The organism is Candidatus Saccharimonadales bacterium, assembly GCA_040903985.1.
GTDB lineage: Bacteria > Patescibacteriota > Saccharimonadia > QS-5-54-17 > QS-5-54-17 > JBBDUI01.
Genome location: JBBDUI010000002.1, coordinates 297,404 through 316,042 on the forward strand (window position 1 = coordinate 297,404; position 18,639 = coordinate 316,042).

Annotated in this window: 21 protein-coding genes and 3 tRNA genes; 2 read left to right on the forward strand and 22 right to left on the reverse strand. The window is 50.8% G+C overall.

The annotated features are described in order from the left end of the window. Positions 1 to 85 precede the first annotated feature (85 nt). Positions 86 to 163, reverse strand: a tRNA-Asp gene (locus tag WD467_01525). A gap of 135 nt (positions 164 to 298) precedes the next feature. Between WD467_01525 and WD467_01530 the strand changes: the two genes are divergently transcribed. Continuing rightward, a tRNA-Thr gene (locus WD467_01530) sits at positions 299 to 374 on the forward strand. 313 nt (positions 375 to 687) lie between these two features. On the opposite strand, the gene WD467_01535 is transcribed toward WD467_01530, so the two are convergent. From WD467_01535 to WD467_01565, 7 genes are all read right to left on the reverse strand, one after another. Continuing rightward, on the reverse strand, positions 688 to 1,833 hold the full coding sequence (locus WD467_01535) for a peptidylprolyl isomerase (GenBank protein MEX2452573.1): 1,146 nt from the start codon (positions 1,831 to 1,833) through the stop codon (positions 688 to 690). Further along, positions 1,799 to 2,341 (reverse strand): PH domain-containing protein, encoded by a 543-nt coding sequence (locus WD467_01540; protein MEX2452574.1) that lies wholly within the window; start codon positions 2,339 to 2,341, stop codon positions 1,799 to 1,801. The genes WD467_01535 and WD467_01540 overlap by 35 nt, the downstream gene beginning before the upstream one ends. A gap of 223 nt (positions 2,342 to 2,564) precedes the next feature. Beyond that, a tRNA-Arg gene (locus WD467_01545) sits at positions 2,565 to 2,641 on the reverse strand. A gap of 61 nt (positions 2,642 to 2,702) precedes the next feature. Next, a complete protein-coding gene (gene ndk / locus WD467_01550; protein MEX2452575.1) occupies positions 2,703 to 3,185 on the reverse strand; it encodes a nucleoside-diphosphate kinase in 483 nt (160 codons plus the stop codon). 11 nt (positions 3,186 to 3,196) lie between these two features. Next, positions 3,197 to 3,982: an undecaprenyl-diphosphate phosphatase gene (locus WD467_01555; GenBank protein ID MEX2452576.1), complete on the reverse strand. Its 786-nt coding sequence runs from the start codon at positions 3,980 to 3,982 to the stop codon at positions 3,197 to 3,199. 44 nt (positions 3,983 to 4,026) lie between these two features. Further along, positions 4,027 to 4,476, reverse strand: coding sequence for a hypothetical protein (locus tag WD467_01560; protein ID MEX2452577.1), 450 nt, complete (start codon positions 4,474 to 4,476; stop codon positions 4,027 to 4,029). Then, on the reverse strand, positions 4,473 to 5,141 hold the full coding sequence (locus WD467_01565; protein ID MEX2452578.1) for a DUF5671 domain-containing protein: 669 nt from the start codon (positions 5,139 to 5,141) through the stop codon (positions 4,473 to 4,475). Before WD467_01565 ends, WD467_01560 begins: the two co-directional genes overlap by 4 nt. 44 nt (positions 5,142 to 5,185) lie before the next feature. Between WD467_01565 and xerA the strand changes: the two genes are divergently transcribed. Then, entirely contained in the window at positions 5,186 to 6,103 is a 918-nt protein-coding gene (xerA, locus tag WD467_01570) for a site-specific tyrosine recombinase/integron integrase (protein ID MEX2452579.1), read from the forward strand. A 6-nt stretch (positions 6,104 to 6,109) separates the two neighbouring features. Here xerA and WD467_01575 read toward each other — a convergent pair whose 3' ends face one another. The 14 genes from WD467_01575 to WD467_01640 form a co-directional block, all read right to left on the reverse strand. Next, positions 6,110 to 6,670 (reverse strand): A24 family peptidase, encoded by a 561-nt coding sequence (locus tag WD467_01575; GenBank protein MEX2452580.1) that lies wholly within the window; start codon positions 6,668 to 6,670, stop codon positions 6,110 to 6,112. Positions 6,671 to 6,909: 239 nt separating this feature from the next. Further along, positions 6,910 to 7,977 (reverse strand): type IV pilus twitching motility protein PilT, encoded by a 1,068-nt coding sequence (locus WD467_01580; protein MEX2452581.1) that lies wholly within the window; start codon positions 7,975 to 7,977, stop codon positions 6,910 to 6,912. Positions 7,978 to 7,998: 21 nt separating this feature from the next. Beyond that, the gene (locus tag WD467_01585) at positions 7,999 to 9,789 is read right to left on the reverse strand and encodes an ATPase, T2SS/T4P/T4SS family (protein MEX2452582.1); all 1,791 of its coding nucleotides are present in this window, start codon (positions 9,787 to 9,789) and stop codon (positions 7,999 to 8,001) included. A gap of 45 nt (positions 9,790 to 9,834) precedes the next feature. Next, the gene (gene pilM, locus WD467_01590; protein ID MEX2452583.1) at positions 9,835 to 10,872 is read right to left on the reverse strand and encodes a type IV pilus assembly protein PilM; all 1,038 of its coding nucleotides are present in this window, start codon (positions 10,870 to 10,872) and stop codon (positions 9,835 to 9,837) included. Positions 10,873 to 10,913: 41 nt separating this feature from the next. Next, the gene (locus WD467_01595) at positions 10,914 to 11,591 is read right to left on the reverse strand and encodes a SurA N-terminal domain-containing protein (GenBank protein MEX2452584.1); all 678 of its coding nucleotides are present in this window, start codon (positions 11,589 to 11,591) and stop codon (positions 10,914 to 10,916) included. A 103-nt stretch (positions 11,592 to 11,694) separates the two neighbouring features. Further along, a complete protein-coding gene (locus tag WD467_01600; GenBank protein MEX2452585.1) occupies positions 11,695 to 13,326 on the reverse strand; it encodes a hypothetical protein in 1,632 nt (543 codons plus the stop codon). Next, complete coding sequence (locus WD467_01605; GenBank protein MEX2452586.1) at positions 13,323 to 13,850, reverse strand: prepilin-type N-terminal cleavage/methylation domain-containing protein; 528 nt, start codon at positions 13,848 to 13,850, stop codon at positions 13,323 to 13,325. Before WD467_01605 ends, WD467_01600 begins: the two co-directional genes overlap by 4 nt. Next, positions 13,843 to 14,469, reverse strand: coding sequence for a prepilin-type N-terminal cleavage/methylation domain-containing protein (locus WD467_01610; protein MEX2452587.1), 627 nt, complete (start codon positions 14,467 to 14,469; stop codon positions 13,843 to 13,845). The genes WD467_01605 and WD467_01610 overlap by 8 nt, the downstream gene beginning before the upstream one ends. 3 nt (positions 14,470 to 14,472) lie before the next feature. Beyond that, complete coding sequence (locus WD467_01615) at positions 14,473 to 15,168, reverse strand: type II secretion system protein (GenBank protein ID MEX2452588.1); 696 nt, start codon at positions 15,166 to 15,168, stop codon at positions 14,473 to 14,475. An 85-nt stretch (positions 15,169 to 15,253) separates the two neighbouring features. After that, a complete protein-coding gene (locus WD467_01620) occupies positions 15,254 to 15,685 on the reverse strand; it encodes a type II secretion system protein (protein MEX2452589.1) in 432 nt (143 codons plus the stop codon). Positions 15,686 to 15,768: 83 nt separating this feature from the next. Next, on the reverse strand, positions 15,769 to 16,989 hold the full coding sequence (locus tag WD467_01625) for a type II secretion system F family protein (GenBank protein MEX2452590.1): 1,221 nt from the start codon (positions 16,987 to 16,989) through the stop codon (positions 15,769 to 15,771). Between the two features lie 3 nt (positions 16,990 to 16,992). Beyond that, positions 16,993 to 17,250: a hypothetical protein gene (locus tag WD467_01630; protein MEX2452591.1), complete on the reverse strand. Its 258-nt coding sequence runs from the start codon at positions 17,248 to 17,250 to the stop codon at positions 16,993 to 16,995. Next, entirely contained in the window at positions 17,247 to 17,969 is a 723-nt protein-coding gene (gene pilO, locus WD467_01635) for a type 4a pilus biogenesis protein PilO (GenBank protein ID MEX2452592.1), read from the reverse strand. The genes WD467_01630 and pilO overlap by 4 nt, the downstream gene beginning before the upstream one ends. Next, complete coding sequence (locus WD467_01640) at positions 17,884 to 18,573, reverse strand: hypothetical protein (GenBank protein ID MEX2452593.1); 690 nt, start codon at positions 18,571 to 18,573, stop codon at positions 17,884 to 17,886. Before WD467_01640 ends, pilO begins: the two co-directional genes overlap by 86 nt. Between the last annotated feature and the right edge of the window lie 66 nt (positions 18,574 to 18,639).

Below are 18,639 nucleotides of genomic sequence, written 5' to 3' on the forward strand. Positions count from 1 at the left end.
TTCTGGTGAATATGGGTAAGTTCTGACATGTTTTTATTTTAGCGTAATACTAAAATAGTACCACAAAAATGGTACTAAGTCAATCTGGCGGGCCCGACCGGATTCGAACCGGCGATCTCCTCCGTGACAGGGAGGCGTGATAGGCCTACTTCACTACGAGCCCGCGTCAATCACCAGTTAATTGTAGATGAGAGTGGGTCAGCATACAATTAACAAGCTCATATATAGTAACAACAATGCTATATCGAGGGCAATTGCCCTCGATATAGCATTAAATATATACTGATACGGATCACTTGCCACCTTAGCTCAGTTGGTAGAGCGACACTTTCGTAAAGTGTAGGTCGCCGGTTCGATTCCGGCAGGTGGCTCCACGTCGGAACTCATGTTTAGTTTCCACCATTGCAACACCAGCTAACGCTCTGCTTGCAATGGCTCCAACTTAACATGGTTCCTCCTTACAAACTGAAAACACCATAAGATGTTTCCAGTTTGGCTTAAGCTTCGTAGAACTAAGCGAAGTAAAATCCCTCCATAGCCTTGGCGACGGAGGGATTTTTGTTTTCAAGCAGAAATTCTACTTTTTTACGCGATTGCGTATTTTAGTAAAACCCCCGCAAGACTAAGTATCCAAGCAATAGCCTCGCTAATTAGCGAGGCTATTTTATTACACTAAGTAACTAGTCTTTACTCTTCAGTACCCTCTTCCTGGGGTGGCTCGGTGGTCTCTGGCTGCTGGGGCTCGGATGAGACACCGATGTAGTTTCTAACCTCGACCTCATCAAGTCGGCGCTGGATCTCACCTTGAACCGAGCTAGGGTCGATAAGAATGTGGGACACCCGTAAGCCCTCCTCCTCATCTCGCTCTGTAGCCTTGATGATGTGGTAGCCGTACTGGCTCTCGACTAGGCCGCTGACCTCCCCAGGCTCTAAAGCGAGAGCTGCGTCAAGGAATTCCGGCACAAACTGGGTTTCGTCGGTGACAAAGCCTAAGTCTCCACCTTCACTAGCACTACCATCACTTGAGAACTCACGGGCTAATTCAGCAAAGTCCTCGCCAGCTTCCACTCGGGCTAATACCACCTCGGCCTCCTGCTCTGCTAACTTCTGCTGTAGTAGCTGTACGTGGATTACGCTACGGAAATCGCTTAGATTCCAGCCGTAAAAGCTCTCGATAGCTTCTTCTAATTGCTCTTCCCCGCCCTCATTCTCAATGTACTGCTGGATGGTTTCATCTAGCTCTTCTTTAGATACACTCACCTCACGCTCCCGGGCTAGCTCTTCGACGACTACCTTGCGCTGGGCTTCTGCCATAGCGAGCGTACGTAAGGTCTCAAGCTGAGCCTGACCCTCCTCAGTGGTAAAGTCGATGCCCTCACCACCGCCGATCGGATTAGAGGAGTAGCTCTTCAGCGAACGTAGCTCAAACAGATACTCCCGGTAGGTCACATAAGACCCCCCAGCACAAAGTGCCGGATATGGTAGTAGCTGGGCCGAACCATCTACACATGCAGCTGGATACGGGATGATGCGAGAAGCTCCGTACACCAGATCACTATCACTTTTAAAACGATAGATTAGGAGAGCGAACAGCAGCACGATACCGACTAGCAACACACCGATGATAATACCGGTGATCTTCAGTGCCTTTTGTGGGTTGAGGCTCATCGGCTTGATGTAGTTCTTGCCCCGCTCTAGGATACTGGCACGTTCGGCATCTATATCGTTATCTACTGGAGTATCGGCTAACGCATCCGCAGGAGCTTCCGCTACACCTTCATCCCCTTTACGGTTGAGTTTACGCTTCAGCTGTTCTAGCTTCTTTTTCATCATCTCCTCCATTTATAGTGGCCGGATCGACCGGTACCACATCTCTAATTATCCTGTTCAAGTGTTGCTGGACCTCTTCCGGATGATGGATATAGTGCAGAATTAAATCTCCAGCGAATGTCTGCACCGTAACCGTCCCGAACTTCATAAACGTCGCCTGCAAACCCTTAATGGTATAGTTTACACTCTGAATTCGGTTATGACTAATGTCCTGAACACTGCGGTTAAATAGACCTACCTGTTTAATCTGAATCAGCCGCTCATCAGTAATGATATAGACGCTGAAGTACCAACCGAGAAACCAATAACTGAACACTAACAGACTGAGAACGAGTCCGGCTAGCGCGCACCACCAAGACCAGGTCTCAAGCGGCCAGATACTAGAAGGCACCAGCCCGACTGCAAAGACGCCGAGGGCAACCGTCACCCCCTTTCGCATTACTACCGGATGTTGACGAAAGACGAAATCGATCGTCTCATCAGGGTGTTGGCCAGGGAATGTGTTTGCCATGAGAGTAGTATATAGGTTTTAGGTTTTCGGGTGTAGTCTGCCCCTACAGCTACCGGATTCGACTCTATGTCAGCGCCATACCAAAAAGTAGAAACTATAAAAACTAAAATGGCTGTTCACCAGCTAAAACGATACTGTTTTAGCTGGAAGAGGAAGACAAACCGTAAGCTGAAAGTAAAACAGCTTCCGCTGTTTTAGAGGAAGCTGTAGGTTTAGTCTGACGTGGTGCCCCGGGCGGGAGTCGAACCTGCGACCTTCTCCTTAGGAGGGAGACGCTCTATCCTGCTGAGCTACCGGGGCGTAAATCCACTATCAATGTAGCAGCAATTTACTCACGATGGCAGTCACTGAACAAAATCAGCTAACTAACTTGCGGCCTACCCTCACGTTCGTTATCTTCATACACATGCAGGTACTCACTCTTATCGTAACTGAACAACTCGGCACCGCTAAAGAAGCGCTCCACCTCTGTCATTCCACTCTCGGCATTATCGGAAGCATGGATTAGATTCCGGCCCTGCCCCATGGCAAAGTCCCCGCGAATGGTACCGGCATCTGCTGCCCGTGGGTTAGTAGCGCCTACGATCACTCGCACACTAGCGGTACACTCATACCCTTCCCATGCCATTGCGACTAAGGGAGAGCTCTTCATAAAGCTCTTAATTCCACTAAAAAACGGCTTATCGGTCAGATGCGAATAGTGCTGCTCCAGTATCTCATCATCAACTGAAATCATTTTTAATCCGATTAACTTCAGACCTTTACGCTCAAAGCGAGTTATAATTTCGCCAACCAGTCCCCGCTGTACGGCATCAGGCTTGGCTAAGATCAGTGTTCGTTCCATAAATATATCCTCTAAATTACTAGTATTAACACCAAGGCGCCAGCTAAAATCAGGCGGTACCAGGCGAAGACGGCCAGCTTATGCGTGCTGAGGTAGTCCAGTAAGAAGCGTATCACAAAATAGGCGCTAGCTGCGGCTACCAAGAAACCGAGTATATAATATGGCAACTCAGCACTGAGCTCACTGAGCACATCTGAGCTACTTAGGACCCTTAAGTTAGCACCGAGCAAGATTGGTACCGCCATCAAAAAACTGAAGCGAGCTGCCTCGGCGTTATTAAAACCTAGCCATGAACCGGCCACTAATGTTGCCCCGGCGCGCGAAGTACCGGGGATTAAAGCCAGTGCCTGAGAAAACCCGATGATAACGGCGTCGCGCAGTCTCAGTTCACCTAGCTCCCGGGAGCCTCGCCGACGGTCTACGAGGAACATCACCAGTGCACCGACTACCAGCATGACGACTATCACCCACAGAGAACGGAGAGCGCTTTCGATCAAATCACTGGCGAAAAAGCCGACGATCGCGGCCGGCAAGGTGGCGATCACCAGGTAGCCAAGCAGTTTACGCGACGCACCCGGGTGAAATACTGCCCGCCCCAGGGTGATCAGCTCCGCTCGAAAATAGATCAGTAGTGCCGTCAGCGTACCTAAATGCAGCACTACGTCGTAAGCTAACCCACCGAAGTTAGCGTCCACCCCCTCTTCGGCGATAATTAAGTGAGCCGAACTCGATACGGGGATAAACTCCGTTAGCCCTTGCAAAAGTCCCAGCAGTACCGCCTGTAATAGTTCAATCATACGCCCCTAAGTATCTTTGATTTAGAAGTATAAATCAAAGATACTTAGCGAATAACTGGTTCAGTTAGGAAAATAGTCCGCTCGAAGCAAGCCCGGCCGGCCGGATGATAAGCGAAAGTGTATTCATGTGACTGCTCATCGGCCAGCGCCGTGGTGTCGGTCCGAAAAACGGCGCAAAGCTCAATACGGTATTCATCCACAGCCTCATCCTTAAGTAGTGGCCACACCTCATACCCGTTAGCCTCAACTCTCTCTTCGACTGCACGGGGGAGATCTAAAGCAGCTAAAGAATAAGGCGCTACAGTTAAACTGGCCGTAGGCTCAGGCTCAGGCTCCCCTTCTAGCTCTAAACGCAGCTGTTCTTCGATTAAAGTTAGATCACGCTCAATCTGTTGGTCGTGGCGAACATCGATAGTTAGAATGAACTGTAGCACCACTAAAGCGATGAAGAACAACCCCAAACCGGCCGCGAGAAGGTAGTAGCGTCGCATCATTCTAGCCGTGACTGTTCTCGGAAATACTTCCAGAAGATACCGCCGGCCAGACCGATAGTTACTGTCGCATGCAGTGTCTCAGCGACCAAATTGATGCCGTCTACCCCACCTAAAGTTAAAATATTATAAACATAGGCCACCAGCTTGGCTACACCGATAATGAAGGTGACTAACAGCAGCAATTGTACCGCCCGTCGCCGGGACGGATCGTGTAGTATCTCAGCTCGAGCGGCCTCCTTGCGACGCAAGCGTAGCATCAAACCAAGGTAGATCGGACCGGCCACTACTAAGGCAGCGCTAGCGGTGGGGATCACATCTTGGTAGAAGCTAAACTTCTGCGTTACGACCAGAACGTTAATGATATTGTGCAGCATTGAGCCTACTGATAGCGCTACCACACCCAGGGCTAGGAAGTAGATCATATATTCAAAACCGTTACCAGAAAAACCACTATTGACCACGTTAATCGGACCGGACGCAGTGGGATGAGCTGAAACAGATTGCTGACCACTCGGGGTAGGCGGGACTAAACTATCATCTCCATCCAGAGCCGTATAGATCTCCCCAACCTCCCAGCCGGCATCTAGTAGGCGTTGGCGAATAGCCGCATCGTCTAATCCCTTCTTGCGGGCATTTTCAACGTAGTGTTGTAGTTTATCATTCATTGCTGTGATTTTAGCATATGCCTTTTCCGGCGTACAATATAGGTATGCTTTTATCCGATGCCATCATAGATTTTCTAGAACACCTCGAGATTGAGCAAAATCGATCACAGAGAACCATAGCTAACTATGATCATTACCTGCAACGGTTTCTCGAACTGACCGATGATATAGAAGTGACTAAGATCGACAGTGAGCTAATTCGCAAGTATCGCCTGCGGCTCAACCGGACGACCGACCGCCACGGTCGAGAGCTGTCCAAGTCGACCCAAAACTACCACCTCATTGCCCTGCGCTCCTTTCTAAAGTACTTAACTAAGCGTGATATAGATGTGATGTCGGCCGATAAAATTGAACTAGCCCGCGTCTCCCGACCCAAGGTGGCCTTTCTTGATCCGGAGGAGCTCACCCGCCTCTTCGATCAACCCGATCTCGACACCTTAATCGGACAGCGTGACCGGGCCATCATTGAGTTACTTTATTCCAGCGGATTGCGCGTCTCCGAACTAGTTAACCTCGATCGAGGCCACATCAACCTCGAGCGGCGGGAGTTTATGGTCCGAGGTAAGGGCCAGAAAGATCGCCCAATCTTCATCAGCCAGACCGCGGCCGACTGGCTGAGTACCTATCTCAAAGGGCGGATCGACAACTACCGCCCCCTCTTCATTCACTATTCTGGCACCCAGAGTGGACTAGACGATGGGAACTACACTCGCCTAACGGCTCGCAGCGTGCAGCGCAATGTAGCTAAATATGCCCGACTAGCCGGCATCACCAAGCGAGTCACTCCTCATGTACTGCGCCATAGCTTCGCGACCGACCTCCTGCGTAATGGAGCCGATCTGCGCAGTGTTCAGGCTATGCTAGGTCACAGCGATATCTCCACCACTCAGATATATACCCACGTGACCGATCCCCAGCTCAAGTCAGTGCACGAGCGCTTTCACGGCCCGACCGCTAGATAGCTCTCCCTATAGACCGGAGAGGCGCAAATACCAATCGACTATTCCCTCGCCCCAGAGTAATGCTATCCAGGCCCCGAGTAGTAGAAACGGTCCGAACGGTATTAAATCCTGACGACTACGCCAGCCCAGGCCGATTAGAAGCAGACTGATGACAGCCGCTAAGTTAAAGGCCAGCAGTAAGCCGAGGGCCATCAGCTGCCAACCTAACAGGAGTCCGAGGATAAAGACTAGTTTGACGTCCCCGCCCCCCATCCAGGCACCGCGACCCAGCACGTGCAAACCATAGAATAAAGCTAACGCTCCGGAGGCGCCAATTAAAGGATCGACCAGCCAGCTGGCGAGCAATGCACCCGAGAAGGCCTGAGTCAGGAGAAAAACGATAACCACGCCAAGTAGTGCTTTCAGTAATCGGTTAGGCAGCAGCATCCAGCGCAGATCATAAACGGCCAGGGCTACAAAAAGCCCGGAGATAACGATCCAAATTCCCAGCTGAACGGCATCGGTTAGGTTACTCGGCTGCCAGGCTAATGTACTAAGAGCGGCGGCTACACCCACTATCAGTTCCACTACGGGGTACTGTCTAGAGATAGGCTTGCTACAGTGACGGCATCTACCCCTCAGCCACAACCAGCTCACTACCGGTAGTAGATCCAGGGCAGTGAGCAGATGTTTACACCGCGGACACAACGAGCGCCCATGGCTGATAGACCGCTTGGTGTGCACCCGCCAGATATAGGCGTTCATAAAACTACCGATCACCAACCCGAACAACGCGGCAAAGACCGGGTAGGCCAGCGGCACGTCCCTTAGCCTCGCATTAGACGGTCAAGCTCTTGAATATCGACGGCATAGTTCTTAGCTTCATCATAGGTGATCTTGCCCGCATGAATTAACTCCACCAACGTCTTATCCATCGACTGCATGCCCTGGTCCGCCCCGGTCTGGATCACGGAGTCGAGCTGGTGGGTCTTACCCTCACGAATGATATTACGTACAGCCGGGTTAGCGATTAAGATTTCGGTCGCCGGTATACGCCCACCTCCGATAGCCGGGACTAGACGCTGAGAAATTACACCCTTTAAGATCGAAGCTAGCTGCACACGGACCTGCTGCTGCTGGTGCGGCGGGAAGACATCGATGATACGATCCACGCTCTGCGAAGCGGAGTTGGTGTGCAAGGTAGCAAACACCAAATGGCCGGTCTCGGCAATAGTGATAGCGGCGGCGATGGTTTCTAGATCGCGCATCTCTCCAATTAGCACGATATCCGGATCTTGACGCAAGGTCGACCGTAAAGCGGCGGCAAAGGAGTAGGTATCATAGTGGACCTCGCGCTGAACGATAACCGCTTTCTTACTGGTATGAGCATACTCGATTGGATCCTCAATGGTAATGATATGAACAGCCCGGGTAGTATTGATCTGATCGATCATCGCCGCTAGCGTAGTCGACTTACCACTACCGGTCGGACCGGTCATTAACACCAGGCCGCGGGGGAATTCAGTAAAGCTGTTAACTACCTTAGGCAGGCCCAGTTCCTCAATCGTCTTAATCTCATTAGTAATTAGACGTAAGGCAGCGGCCATATTGCCCCGTTCGTGAAAGGCATTTACCCGAAATCGCCCAAGGTCGCCGAAGGCAAAGGAAAAATCCAGTTCCTTATCTTTAGTTAAGATCTGTTTCTGCTCCTCATCAACGATAGAGTAAAGCAGACCCTCTACTGTCTCTTCATCTAGTGGCACCGCATCTTGGGCAGCGACCAGAGACCCGTCCAGGCGGAGCATCGGCGGTAACCCTACCTGTAAGTGGAGGTCCGAAGCACCCTTATCTATCACTTCCTGTAGCAAAACTTCGATCCTGAGATTACTCTGCATACCTATATCCCCGCCTCTCTATTACGCATCTGACGCTACCCGCATGACCTCTTCTAGGGTGGTCACACCGTTCAAAGCCTTGAGGTAGCCGTCCTGTTTCATGGTTATCATGCCGTCCTTCTGAGCCTGAAGCTGTACCTGAGTACTGGTGGTCTGACTAGCTAGTAGCTTCTCCATCTCCGGTGTAATCGAGAAGACTTCGAAGATGCCGGTTCGTCCCTTGTAACCGTCCTGGCACTCACTGCAGCCCTTGCCTCTGTACAAAGTATAAGCGTTTTCACCTAATGAGGGCAAGTTCTCATAACCCAAGTCTTCACGTAGCTGCGCATCGGCCGTACCCGACTCCGGTAGTATCCCCTCCATCGACTTCCTGATCGACTCTACTTCCGCCGGCGAAGCCTCATAGCTCTCCGAGCACTTATCACAAATACGACGCACAAGTCGCTGTCCGATGATGGTATTAACCGTAGAGGCAATCAAGAAAGGTTCGATACCCATATCGATCAACCGGGGCAGAACACCAGAGGCCGAGTTAGTGTGCAGGGTCGAGAGCACTACGTGTCCGGTCAAAGCCGCCTGCACCGCCAAATCAGCCGTCTCGCTATCTCGAATTTCCCCGATCATCACTACATCTGGGTCTTGACGCAAGATCGAGCGTAAGCCGCTGGCAAAAGTTAAACCGACCTGGGGGTTGACCTGCATCTGATTCACCCCATTCATCTTATATTCGACCGGATCTTCCAAAGTGATAATGTTAATCGCCACTTCCTTAATAGTGTTGAGTGCAGCATACAAGGTCGTCGACTTACCACTACCGGTCGGACCGGTCGAAAGCGTCATACCGTGCGGACGCTTCAACCCTTCACTAATAAGCCGTTTAGCCCGCCCAACATAACCGAGCGATTCGATACTGAGTAGGCTGGAATCTTTATCCAAGAGACGAATGACTACCTGTTCACCCCATACTAAAGGCGCGATCGAGATACGTAAATCGATGTCACGACCCTGATGCTCGATCTGAAACTCACCGTCTTGAGGAATCCGGTGCTCGTCGATCTTTAGATTGGCAAGAATCTTTACGCGAGATACCAGAGCGGCTTCGACCTCTTTCGGTAGCGTCATGGTATCCTGCAGGATACCATCGACGCGGAAACGAATCTTCAGCTCTTCTTCCCGTGGCTCCATGTGGATATCGGAAGCTTCCATCTGAGCGGCATAATCTAATATTGTGTTCAACGCCCGCGTAATTGGAGCGTCCTGAACTAAAGTCTTGACCTCTTGTGACCCGTTGGCCTGAAGTTTATCCTGATGCGCCTGTTCGGCTTGAGCAAACTCGTCGGCCGAACCGACTACGGCAGAGACTTCTTCTGAGACATCCGCCTTATACTGGGAGAGGACGGCATTAATGCTTTTACCCGAAACCATATGTGGTGTGACCGGGCGGCCAAGTTTACGCGTAATAAAGTCCACCGCTTGCAGGTTGGTCGGATCGATCATGCCGACCACCAATCGCCCCTCCATCACTCCAATCGGTACCACCTGATGACTGCGCGCCAAATCCTTGGGAATCAGTTTCTTCAGCTCATCGTCGACCTGAAAGCCCTGTAAGTTAGCATAAGGCACGTTATCGGCCTTAGCTACCGTCTGTACTACCTTCTCCTCGTCAATCAAACGCCGCTCGGAAATTAGACTGAGAATAGATTTATTTGTCTCGGCCGATTCGCGCTGTAGATCCTTGAGTTGATCGGCAGAGAGATAGCCCTGATCCAGAAGTAACTGCTCAAATGTCTTTTGGGCTTCACCGGTTAACACTTATATGACTCCGCTCTTAGCTGTAAATAACTACCTGTCTCTAGACTAGACAAACGACCGTTGGGCCAGCCCGACGGCGACCGCGAACTGCAAGGATTTACCCATCAGCATATCCTGCTGAGCAGCCGGATAACTAACGTTCATCCAGGGATTAGCAATCTCGACCGGCAGATTAAGGGTGTTGGCGACGTAAGAGGGCATTTCCGGTAAGGCGGTAGGTCCGCCAGTTAGAACTACCTTCTCCAGCGCTACACCGGCATTCTGGCTGGTAAAAAACTTAATTGATTTCGATATTTCACTCATCACGCTGTCTAAGCTACCCTTAACGGCCTTGAGTACCTGGCCTTCTAGCTTAGTCTGAGTAACACCAAACTTCTGCAGGAACTGACTGGCCTGCTCCTCGTCGATGTTGAGATTCTGAGCTACTGAACGCACTAGGGTCGCTCCGCCGATATTAACGGAACGCACCAGATGCGGTACCCGCTGCCAGATGACCGTAATCTCCGTACTGGTATTACCAAAGTCGACTACTGCTACCGGCACTTCGGTTACACTAATCACGCTACGACCGGTAGCTAGAGCGTTAATCTCCAGTGCATGTAGGTTAAGCCCAGCCTTTTCTACCACAGAGAGATACTTATCGACGACATTCTTCGGGGCCGCTACTAGTAGTACCGACATTTCAGTCTCGCTCTTATTCGGATCGATGATGTGCCAGTCCAGCTTAGCCTCGCTCACCGGCATCGGTATATACTGATCGGCCTGTAGCTGAATCGACTTAGCTAGCTCACTCTCACTTAACTTCGGCGTAGTGATTACAGTGGTAAAGGCGTGAGCGGAGGGGATCGCCGTAACAACCTCGTTGGTCTTAATCTGAGTCTCATCTTTCAACTGTCGGATAACGGCAGCGATCCGGTCATGATCAATCTCAGAATCACTACTGATTAAATCGGCTGGAGCAGCCATCGCTCCGTACGCTACTAAGGCCGGTGCACCAGCACCAGCCTTAAGCTGTACCATGCGAATGCCGGTAGTACCGATATCAAGTCCGAAATAATCTGTGTTTTTATCTAAGATAGCCATTTGGAATAACTATAAGGCATAAGCAGGTTGCACGCAACCGGTTAACCCCCGTGCTGAGGCAATAAATAACGGATGTTAATCGCCTCACGTCGCATAGCTATCCAGTCGATAATCGACTCCCCTTCAGTTATCTCACCTTGTTCATCTAGCTCCTGACTAAGCTTAAACTGCAGGATCTGAGTACGCACCTGTCGTCGCACCATATCATCCCCCACCCCATGACTTGCTAGCTGCTCACTCAATTCTGTGTCACTGCCGTATAAATGCTCCAAATTGATATCGATCTCGGCCGCACTAACCGTTAGCCCTCGTTGATACGATTCGAGCTCGACGATCTTAGCGTTAATTAAACTCTCAATCGACTGTAGGTCGATCTGCTCCTGCGTAATGGTGCTATCGGCGTCCGGTGACTCATAGGCAATCAAACCATCGAGGTAGCGCACCTGATCTAGATAGACCGAGTAACGCAGCGACTCCCCCTCCACCATAGCAGCCGGAAATGGCACTATCTGTGACACGACATGGGTAAACCGATTCTGGCGGCCGGAACCATATATACTAACTATCGCTACCGCAAGCGCTACGATTACGGCGACAATTATAACCTTAGCTCCCTGGCGCAGGCCGGCTCGGTGATTATGAGCCCACTTCCGACCGTGATCGTATCCCTGCTTTAGCTCTTGTGGCCAGCTGGTAGGATTGGGCTGAGAGTCAGGCATGAGAGGGGCTCCGTATTACTTTAACTACTTAGTTAACCTAACTATAAACCATAAGCTTCAATTCATTAAATCACGCGTGGTCTATCCCGAGTAAGAACTAGAACTATCTAACAAACTCGAGATAGTCGACCTCTAAGCAGCCGTACCCGGAGTAGTTAACTACGTAGTACAGATTGAATTGCGAACTGCCACTAACATTGAAGGTATAGGTGTTGTAACTAGTGCTAGATACTATATGGGTAGTGCCCACATAGTTACTGCCACCGTTGATGTTTATACGCATCCTGGGGCTACCTGAAGTACTACAGCGTCTTGCCCGCACCTCGATACTAGAGTAGTTATCCTGGGGCGTGAGGTACATCCCGACCCAAGAGTGCGACGGATTCATACGCTGGGCTTGACCGCCAGAAGCACTACCGTTGTTAACTACTACGGCACCCGAGTTGACATTAAAAGTTTCAGCCTCATAAATCTCCTCATCCGGCTCAGGCGGATCATCCTGAGGCAAATCAGGTAGAGTTGGTTCTTGGCCTTGATCGACATTACCTGCCACTAAACAGTTACCCAGAGTATAGCCCGTGCCCGGTGCACTAGGTTCATCAACCTGCTGCACGCCGACCTTACAGACCGGCAGGACTGGATCGCCGGAGTAGAGTACGTAATCGAAAATACCCAGGATACGGCCGTTGCGCTCTTTCCGGGCCACGATACGCCGCCGGATATCTCCGGACTGACCCACTACATCGATCAGCACGGTACTTCCAGGGATATACAGCGGCGGCTGAGTGCTGCCAGGCTGGTGGGAATTAAGTCGAGTATCGATCAGCTTAGTCCGGTAGCTGACCTGGTAAGCATTTGGATTCGAATCAGAGGCTCCGGCAAAAAGTGGTCGAACCCGAAAGATGTAGCGCCGACTGGTATCGGTGGTCGTAATGTCGATACAGTTAGCGTAGAGATCCTGCTCGGTCGGGTTGGTACCGGCCACGCTAATATTTATAAACCGACCCGACTGAACATTAGAAACTTCGGAGAACACATACTTCTCCGTCTCGATGGCCCCGGCGTTGTTACTCGGATACGAAAGAACGGTTAGCTCCAGATCCGGCAGTACAGTTACATTTCCCGGGCCTTTAGGTGTCCAGCAGTACTCGATTCCCCCAAAAGCCGCATGGATCGAGCTGCCGTCACTGTCTGTACCGTCGTTACCATAGATCGTGCCGTTAATCTCCCGACGTAATTCAGTAGTATCGAGCTGAATCGACTCATCTTTTACCTGCGTACCCAGCGGCGCCAAGGGCTCTTCATACACTCGCCGTTGCCGCCAGGACAGTCGACCGAAGATATCGGCATGGTCGGACTCCGGATCCGCCGCGATACCGAGCGAACCACCCAAGTTACTTCCTCCATCACTATCAGTTAACTGCATACGATCACCATGCTGAGAACCACCATTAGCACCGTTAGTGTACTGTTCAGGAAATATCTCGGCCAGCTCCAATTCGACACTTGTATTGGCATCCAGGCGACGGCTGGCCTCTTCGACACCGGCTTCGGCCGCATAGTAAGCCGCGTCTGATAGATCGACTTCACTGGCCTGTGAGAGCTCACTAATCGCTAGCCGCGAGGCCACCACCGTAGTTGTCATGAGTAAAATAGACATGATCATTACCAGATAGAGCGCTACACTACCCTGACTATCCATCCGGTGTTGCGGCTGCAGACTACGTACTATCATCGTCGCGGCACCACTGTAGTTGTCGTCTCGTACTCATAGTAGTAAGGATCCGTCTCAACTAAGCCGGCTTGGGGCTGGGCACTACGCATATACAGCCGCAAAGGACTGGTAGCGGAAGATCCGGTAGCGATAACTTCTAGCTCAAAGTCGATTACCCTAATCACACCGCTCGTTAGGTTCTCTCCGGCAGTGGCCGAAGTCGGACAACTCACCCCGCACTGCACTCGATAAATTCCATCGTCAACTATATAAGTGTAGCGGACTTGGGCGGACGGGGTCAGAGCGTTAGGCAGTAGGATCTGTCGCCCGTTATCACTCAGTGAGTAGGTATTGGCGTTACGGACATCACGTGTGATGGTCTCCAGGGCATACCGAGTAGTTTGCTGGACGTTACGTACCGACTCTGCCTTCTCCTGCAGGCGCACAATTGAGATAAAGCCCATAGTGGCCACCATCATGGTCACCGATAAGATAGCCATACTTATCGCCACCTCAACCAGGGTGAAACCGTGCTGATTATTCATAGGTAGCTCCTAGCGGAGTCGAGAGTACGCTGCGATAAACGAGCTCTCGCCGGGGCGGACCGGCCTCCTGCCATAACACTCTTACTTCCACATCGTAGAGGAACTGGCTGGTCTGGTAGCCGCCCTGAGCCACTCCGTCTACCAGGTCCACGCTATACTCTTCTGTCTCGCATAGCTCGATAACCCGCTCAAAGTTATCGAAGCCAACATAATCGCCACCGCTGGCAAAGTCACTCTGCTGATAAGCCGTTGGCTCCTGATAACTACTAGTCGGCTCCAGCCGCCAGCCGGTATCACTCTCTTCATCGCCCACCACTACAAAGGAAAAGCAACGGCTGCCGCTACCTTGAGCCGGCACGTTAGCCAGTAAATCGGTAATTAACAGCGTACTCTCACCACCCCCCCGCTCGGCTAGCCCGTCACGGTGATTTCGTAAGGTCTCCAGCTCACGCATTGCTAAGGCTGTCGCCTGAGTCCGCCTACCAGACTCAGTAGTTAATCGTGTAGTGCTGGTAGCTAAAGCGCCGGAGGCAGCCATGGCGATAGCTAGCAGCGCGATAGCGATTACCACCTCAATTAAGGTTAAGCCGGTTTGATCTTTAGTTAATCTAAGCTGCATCTATTACTGTACCCTCGTATCAATACTACCGTTTTTCGGATCATAGGTCACATAACCTACCAGGCTGGTCGCCTCATCTTCTAGCACAAAAGTGACCGGTACCTCTTGATCATAGGCGCGTACATTAGGGTCATAGGCGTTAGGATTACCGGGACTGGCATTTACATAGTGTTGATCGGCGGTGTATGCACGACCATCCGGAGCCAGCAGAGCTAGCGATAACTCGCCGTGAGTAGACGCACACATAGCACCGACGTTTGATGATAAGTCCGCTAGGTTACAGTTACTGCCGATACCGCTGAGATTCAAGCCGATATCAGTTAGGCGGTATTCCTGCCGGATCTGTTTTCCGGTCAGACCCAAGCGCTGATCGATATTATTGCTAAAACGTGAGATATCTTGCCCTAACAGTAAGTACTGCCGGTAGAGATCACCGCCGACACTATACTCGAGCACGTTGCCTCGCCAGTAGCAGTCAGCTCCTTCCGCGCAGCTACCGACCTGCGATGAGTAAGCGTTTACCTCAGCCTCTGTAATGGCGTTGGCAAACTCGTTGACGTTACCACTGAAGCGCTCGATAGCTATATTGCTAGTACCGGAACCAACTAAAGTCATGGTAAAAATACCGATGATTGCTAGCACCACCACTATTTCGATTAAGGTGTAGCCGTCTGAGTTGAATAGTCGGTTTTTTTTCATGTTTCCGGTCTGGGTTATGTTTACGCTTATAGTAACATACACTGGTCATATCTGACTCCTGTATGTTGCGCCGCGGTGTAACGATTTACTGGTTGCGAATATCTACTTCGCCGCCGACTTCCAAGCAGACACCTAGATCGTAGCTGCGACCGCCGTCCGAGCGGGAATAGGTTATCTGATAGGTATCACCATCCTCAGTACTACAAGCATCGGCATCAAAGGCTCCAATTCGCGTGTACTTAAACCCGCCGACATCACCTTCAAGTTCCGGCAAATAGTCATCGATCTCGTCAATAACAGCGGTATTAGCTGGGTACTCGCCGCCGTTATTTGCAGAATATGACTCAAGGGCGGCGGCAATCTGGCTAGCCTCTTGGCGCCGCGTGCTGTCCCGCTGATTACGCTGAGCGGAGGAAATGGCGTTTAAGACTACTAGAATAATTAAAGCACCGATGGCTAGAACGATAACTACTTCGATTAGGGTAAATCCGCGACTGTTTTTGGCTTTTTCTAGCACGCTGTCCTCCTTAGGTAACCGACTGCTATCTGGTTATGCTTTATTGTACTAAAGATATGTAGTTGTAGTCAATTATTCTACAACTACCGTATATTTGAGACGAGATTATAGATCGGCAGTAGTACGGCCGCTACTAAGAAAGCTACGATTCCACCTAGAACCACCATCGTGATCGGCTCGATTAGTGAGGATATATTTTCCATCGCCTCATCAACCTCGGACTCAAAGTAGCTAGCTACTCGGTTCATACTATCGCCCACGCTACCGGTCTCTTCGCCGACCTCAATCATCTGACCTACTAACGGTAGAAACAGCGGGTTATTCTGAATCGGCTTCGAGATGGCGTCACCGGACTTAACCCGCTCGGAGATCTCCTTAATAGCTCGCTCCAGATGGACGTTATTAATAGCTCGCGAGGTGATCTTTAAGGCCTGTAGCACCGACACCCCGCTGTTAATCAGTGAGGCCATCGTTCGGGTGAACCGCGCCATGTAGACCTTTTTGACGATGATGCTGACGGCCGGAATGTGCAATTTCAAACTATCGAACGCGTCCCGACCCCTATCACTTTTAATGTAGGCTCGGCTGCCGTAAATCGCTAAAGCCAGCGCCGCGAGTACTACATAGAAGTATCCTTTAAAGAAATCAGAGATGGTGATTAGGATGTTGGTCAAACTCGGCAGTGGCTGGTTCAGCTCGACATACATGTTAGCTACCTGGGGAATCACCATGGTAATCATTAGACCAGTTACAGCCAACAGCACGATCAGTACCACAACCGGATAAGTTAGAGCACTACGCACCTTCGAACGAATCGCCTGATCCTTCTCCTCCTGATCTGCCAGGCGCAGTAAGGTCTCATCTAGATTACCGCTCATCTCCCCGGCCTCGACCATACTGATATAGATCATGTTAAAGACTTCCGGATACTGCGCCAACGAATTAGCTAGAGTTCCACCGCCCTGAATGTTGTTGCTCACCCCCTGCATGATCTTGCTCAGTTTCTGATTATCGATCTGCTGTACCAGGATCTGAAGCGCTTTAGCCAATGGCAGACCGGCCCGGACCAGGGTCGCCAACTGACGGGTCAATATCACTCTATCCTTGGCCTTAATGCGACGTACATCCTGTACGTAGCGACGAAGCTTCTCCCCAAAATCCGACTCATCCAGCGGCTTAACCTCTACCGGGAACAAGTTCTTACTAACTAGTAGTTTAGCCGCTTCAGACGGGCTAGTAGCCTCTACTCGGGCCTTAACGACCTTGCCGTTAGTATCCTTGGCGATATAGGTATATTCCTGCATACGCTAAAACGAGAAGGGGTTAGATTTACCGGTATCGGTTTCCAGATTAGGCCGGTTGTCATTAGCCTGCTCGACCGCATTTAGCCCGTCGAGGTTAAAGTCGGTACTAAACTCTGTACTGCGCGGGGTGATGGGACCTGGCTCGGTACTGGAGGAAGATAGGGCAAAGTAGGCTACCGCTATAAGAGCGATCACTACTAAGACTGCTACCTCATTCACAGTACGGCGCTGTTCCCGAGTTAGTTTATCTAGGACTTTCATTCTTGACCTCCTAGCTCATCCGCATCATCCGGTGAGATATTCTGGTAGTAGGCATCTAGGGTTAACGTCAGATTAAGTGCACTATCGGCAATAACATCACCGGAACTGCCCGAAGCGCTAAAACTACGTACCTCGATGAAACGAGAACTACTCTCAAGTTGATCCAAGAAACTAGTGATGGCTTCGTATGAGCCAGTCAGGTTCACCGTGGCACTATAGTTAGTGTAAGTACCGGTCTCATCCTGGCTGGCTACACTACCGCTTCCGGCTATCGTCTCTGGGCGGAAATTACTTAGTAGAACGTTGTTATCTTGCGCCAGGCTACCGAGCAAAGCGATCAGGTACTGCTCTTCATTCTCTTCCGGTAGCAGGCTTAAGATTTCGTCACGCTGATCGAGCACGGAATCATAGTTCTCGCGTAGCCGTTGTGTATCGTCGATTAGTTTCTGTAGATTATCATTCTGCTCTAGGATCTGCGCTCGCTCGGTTCGGGTAGCCTGAAGGTTTGTATAAGCCGGACGGATCAAAAGATAACCAACTAAAGCCGCCACGACAAGGCCACCCAGCAGATACAAACCAAGTAAGTTATTGAGACTCATATCGTTGAGCTTCTGCTTCATGTTCTGAATCGAATTATTCATCATTCTCTCCCGGTGCGGCGGGTTCGGCTGCACCACTATCTTGCGCCGGAGTCGACCCCTCTGTTTCCGCAGCATCATCCTCCGGCACTTCTTCCTCCTCAGCCACCGGCCGTAACGGCACATAGCCGGCCTGAAGCTCGAAATTAACTGCCCCGGCATCAGCTAGAGAAGCACCGAAGAGGGCTACATCACGAAAGTAGCCGAGAGTATCACGGTTAGTCTCAGCCCGAACGGCAGAATTCTTCATTGCCTGCTCGAACTCTCCGACCGCTTGGTACGATCGGGCCGTACCACTGATACTAATCGCTCCGTCACGGCCATAGATTAAATCTCGTACTCTCACATTGGCCGTCGAGGTATCAGCTAGTACTTGCAGGAACTGACCGGCCGATTGTCGATCGACAAAGAGCTGGGCTAAAGCCTCCAGACTGGACTGAACTGCTAACGCTTCTTCTCTAAAAGCTACACTCTCTTCCGAATTAGCGATACTCTCCAAGCGCTGCTGCTCATCGACCGCATTATTGCGCATCACTACCTGCACTCGAGCGACCGCAAAAACCCCCAGCCATATTGCTAAGAATAGTCCTAGCCAAGCTAAAACAGATAGATTAGCGATATGTCGGATGCGCGCCTGTCGTCGTCGTTCTAGAACTACGTCAGGAAGTAAGTTTATTTTTACCATTATATATATTGACCCATTTGGTTGTTTTCAGTGTACCTTATACTACTTATGCTTCACAAGTACCGA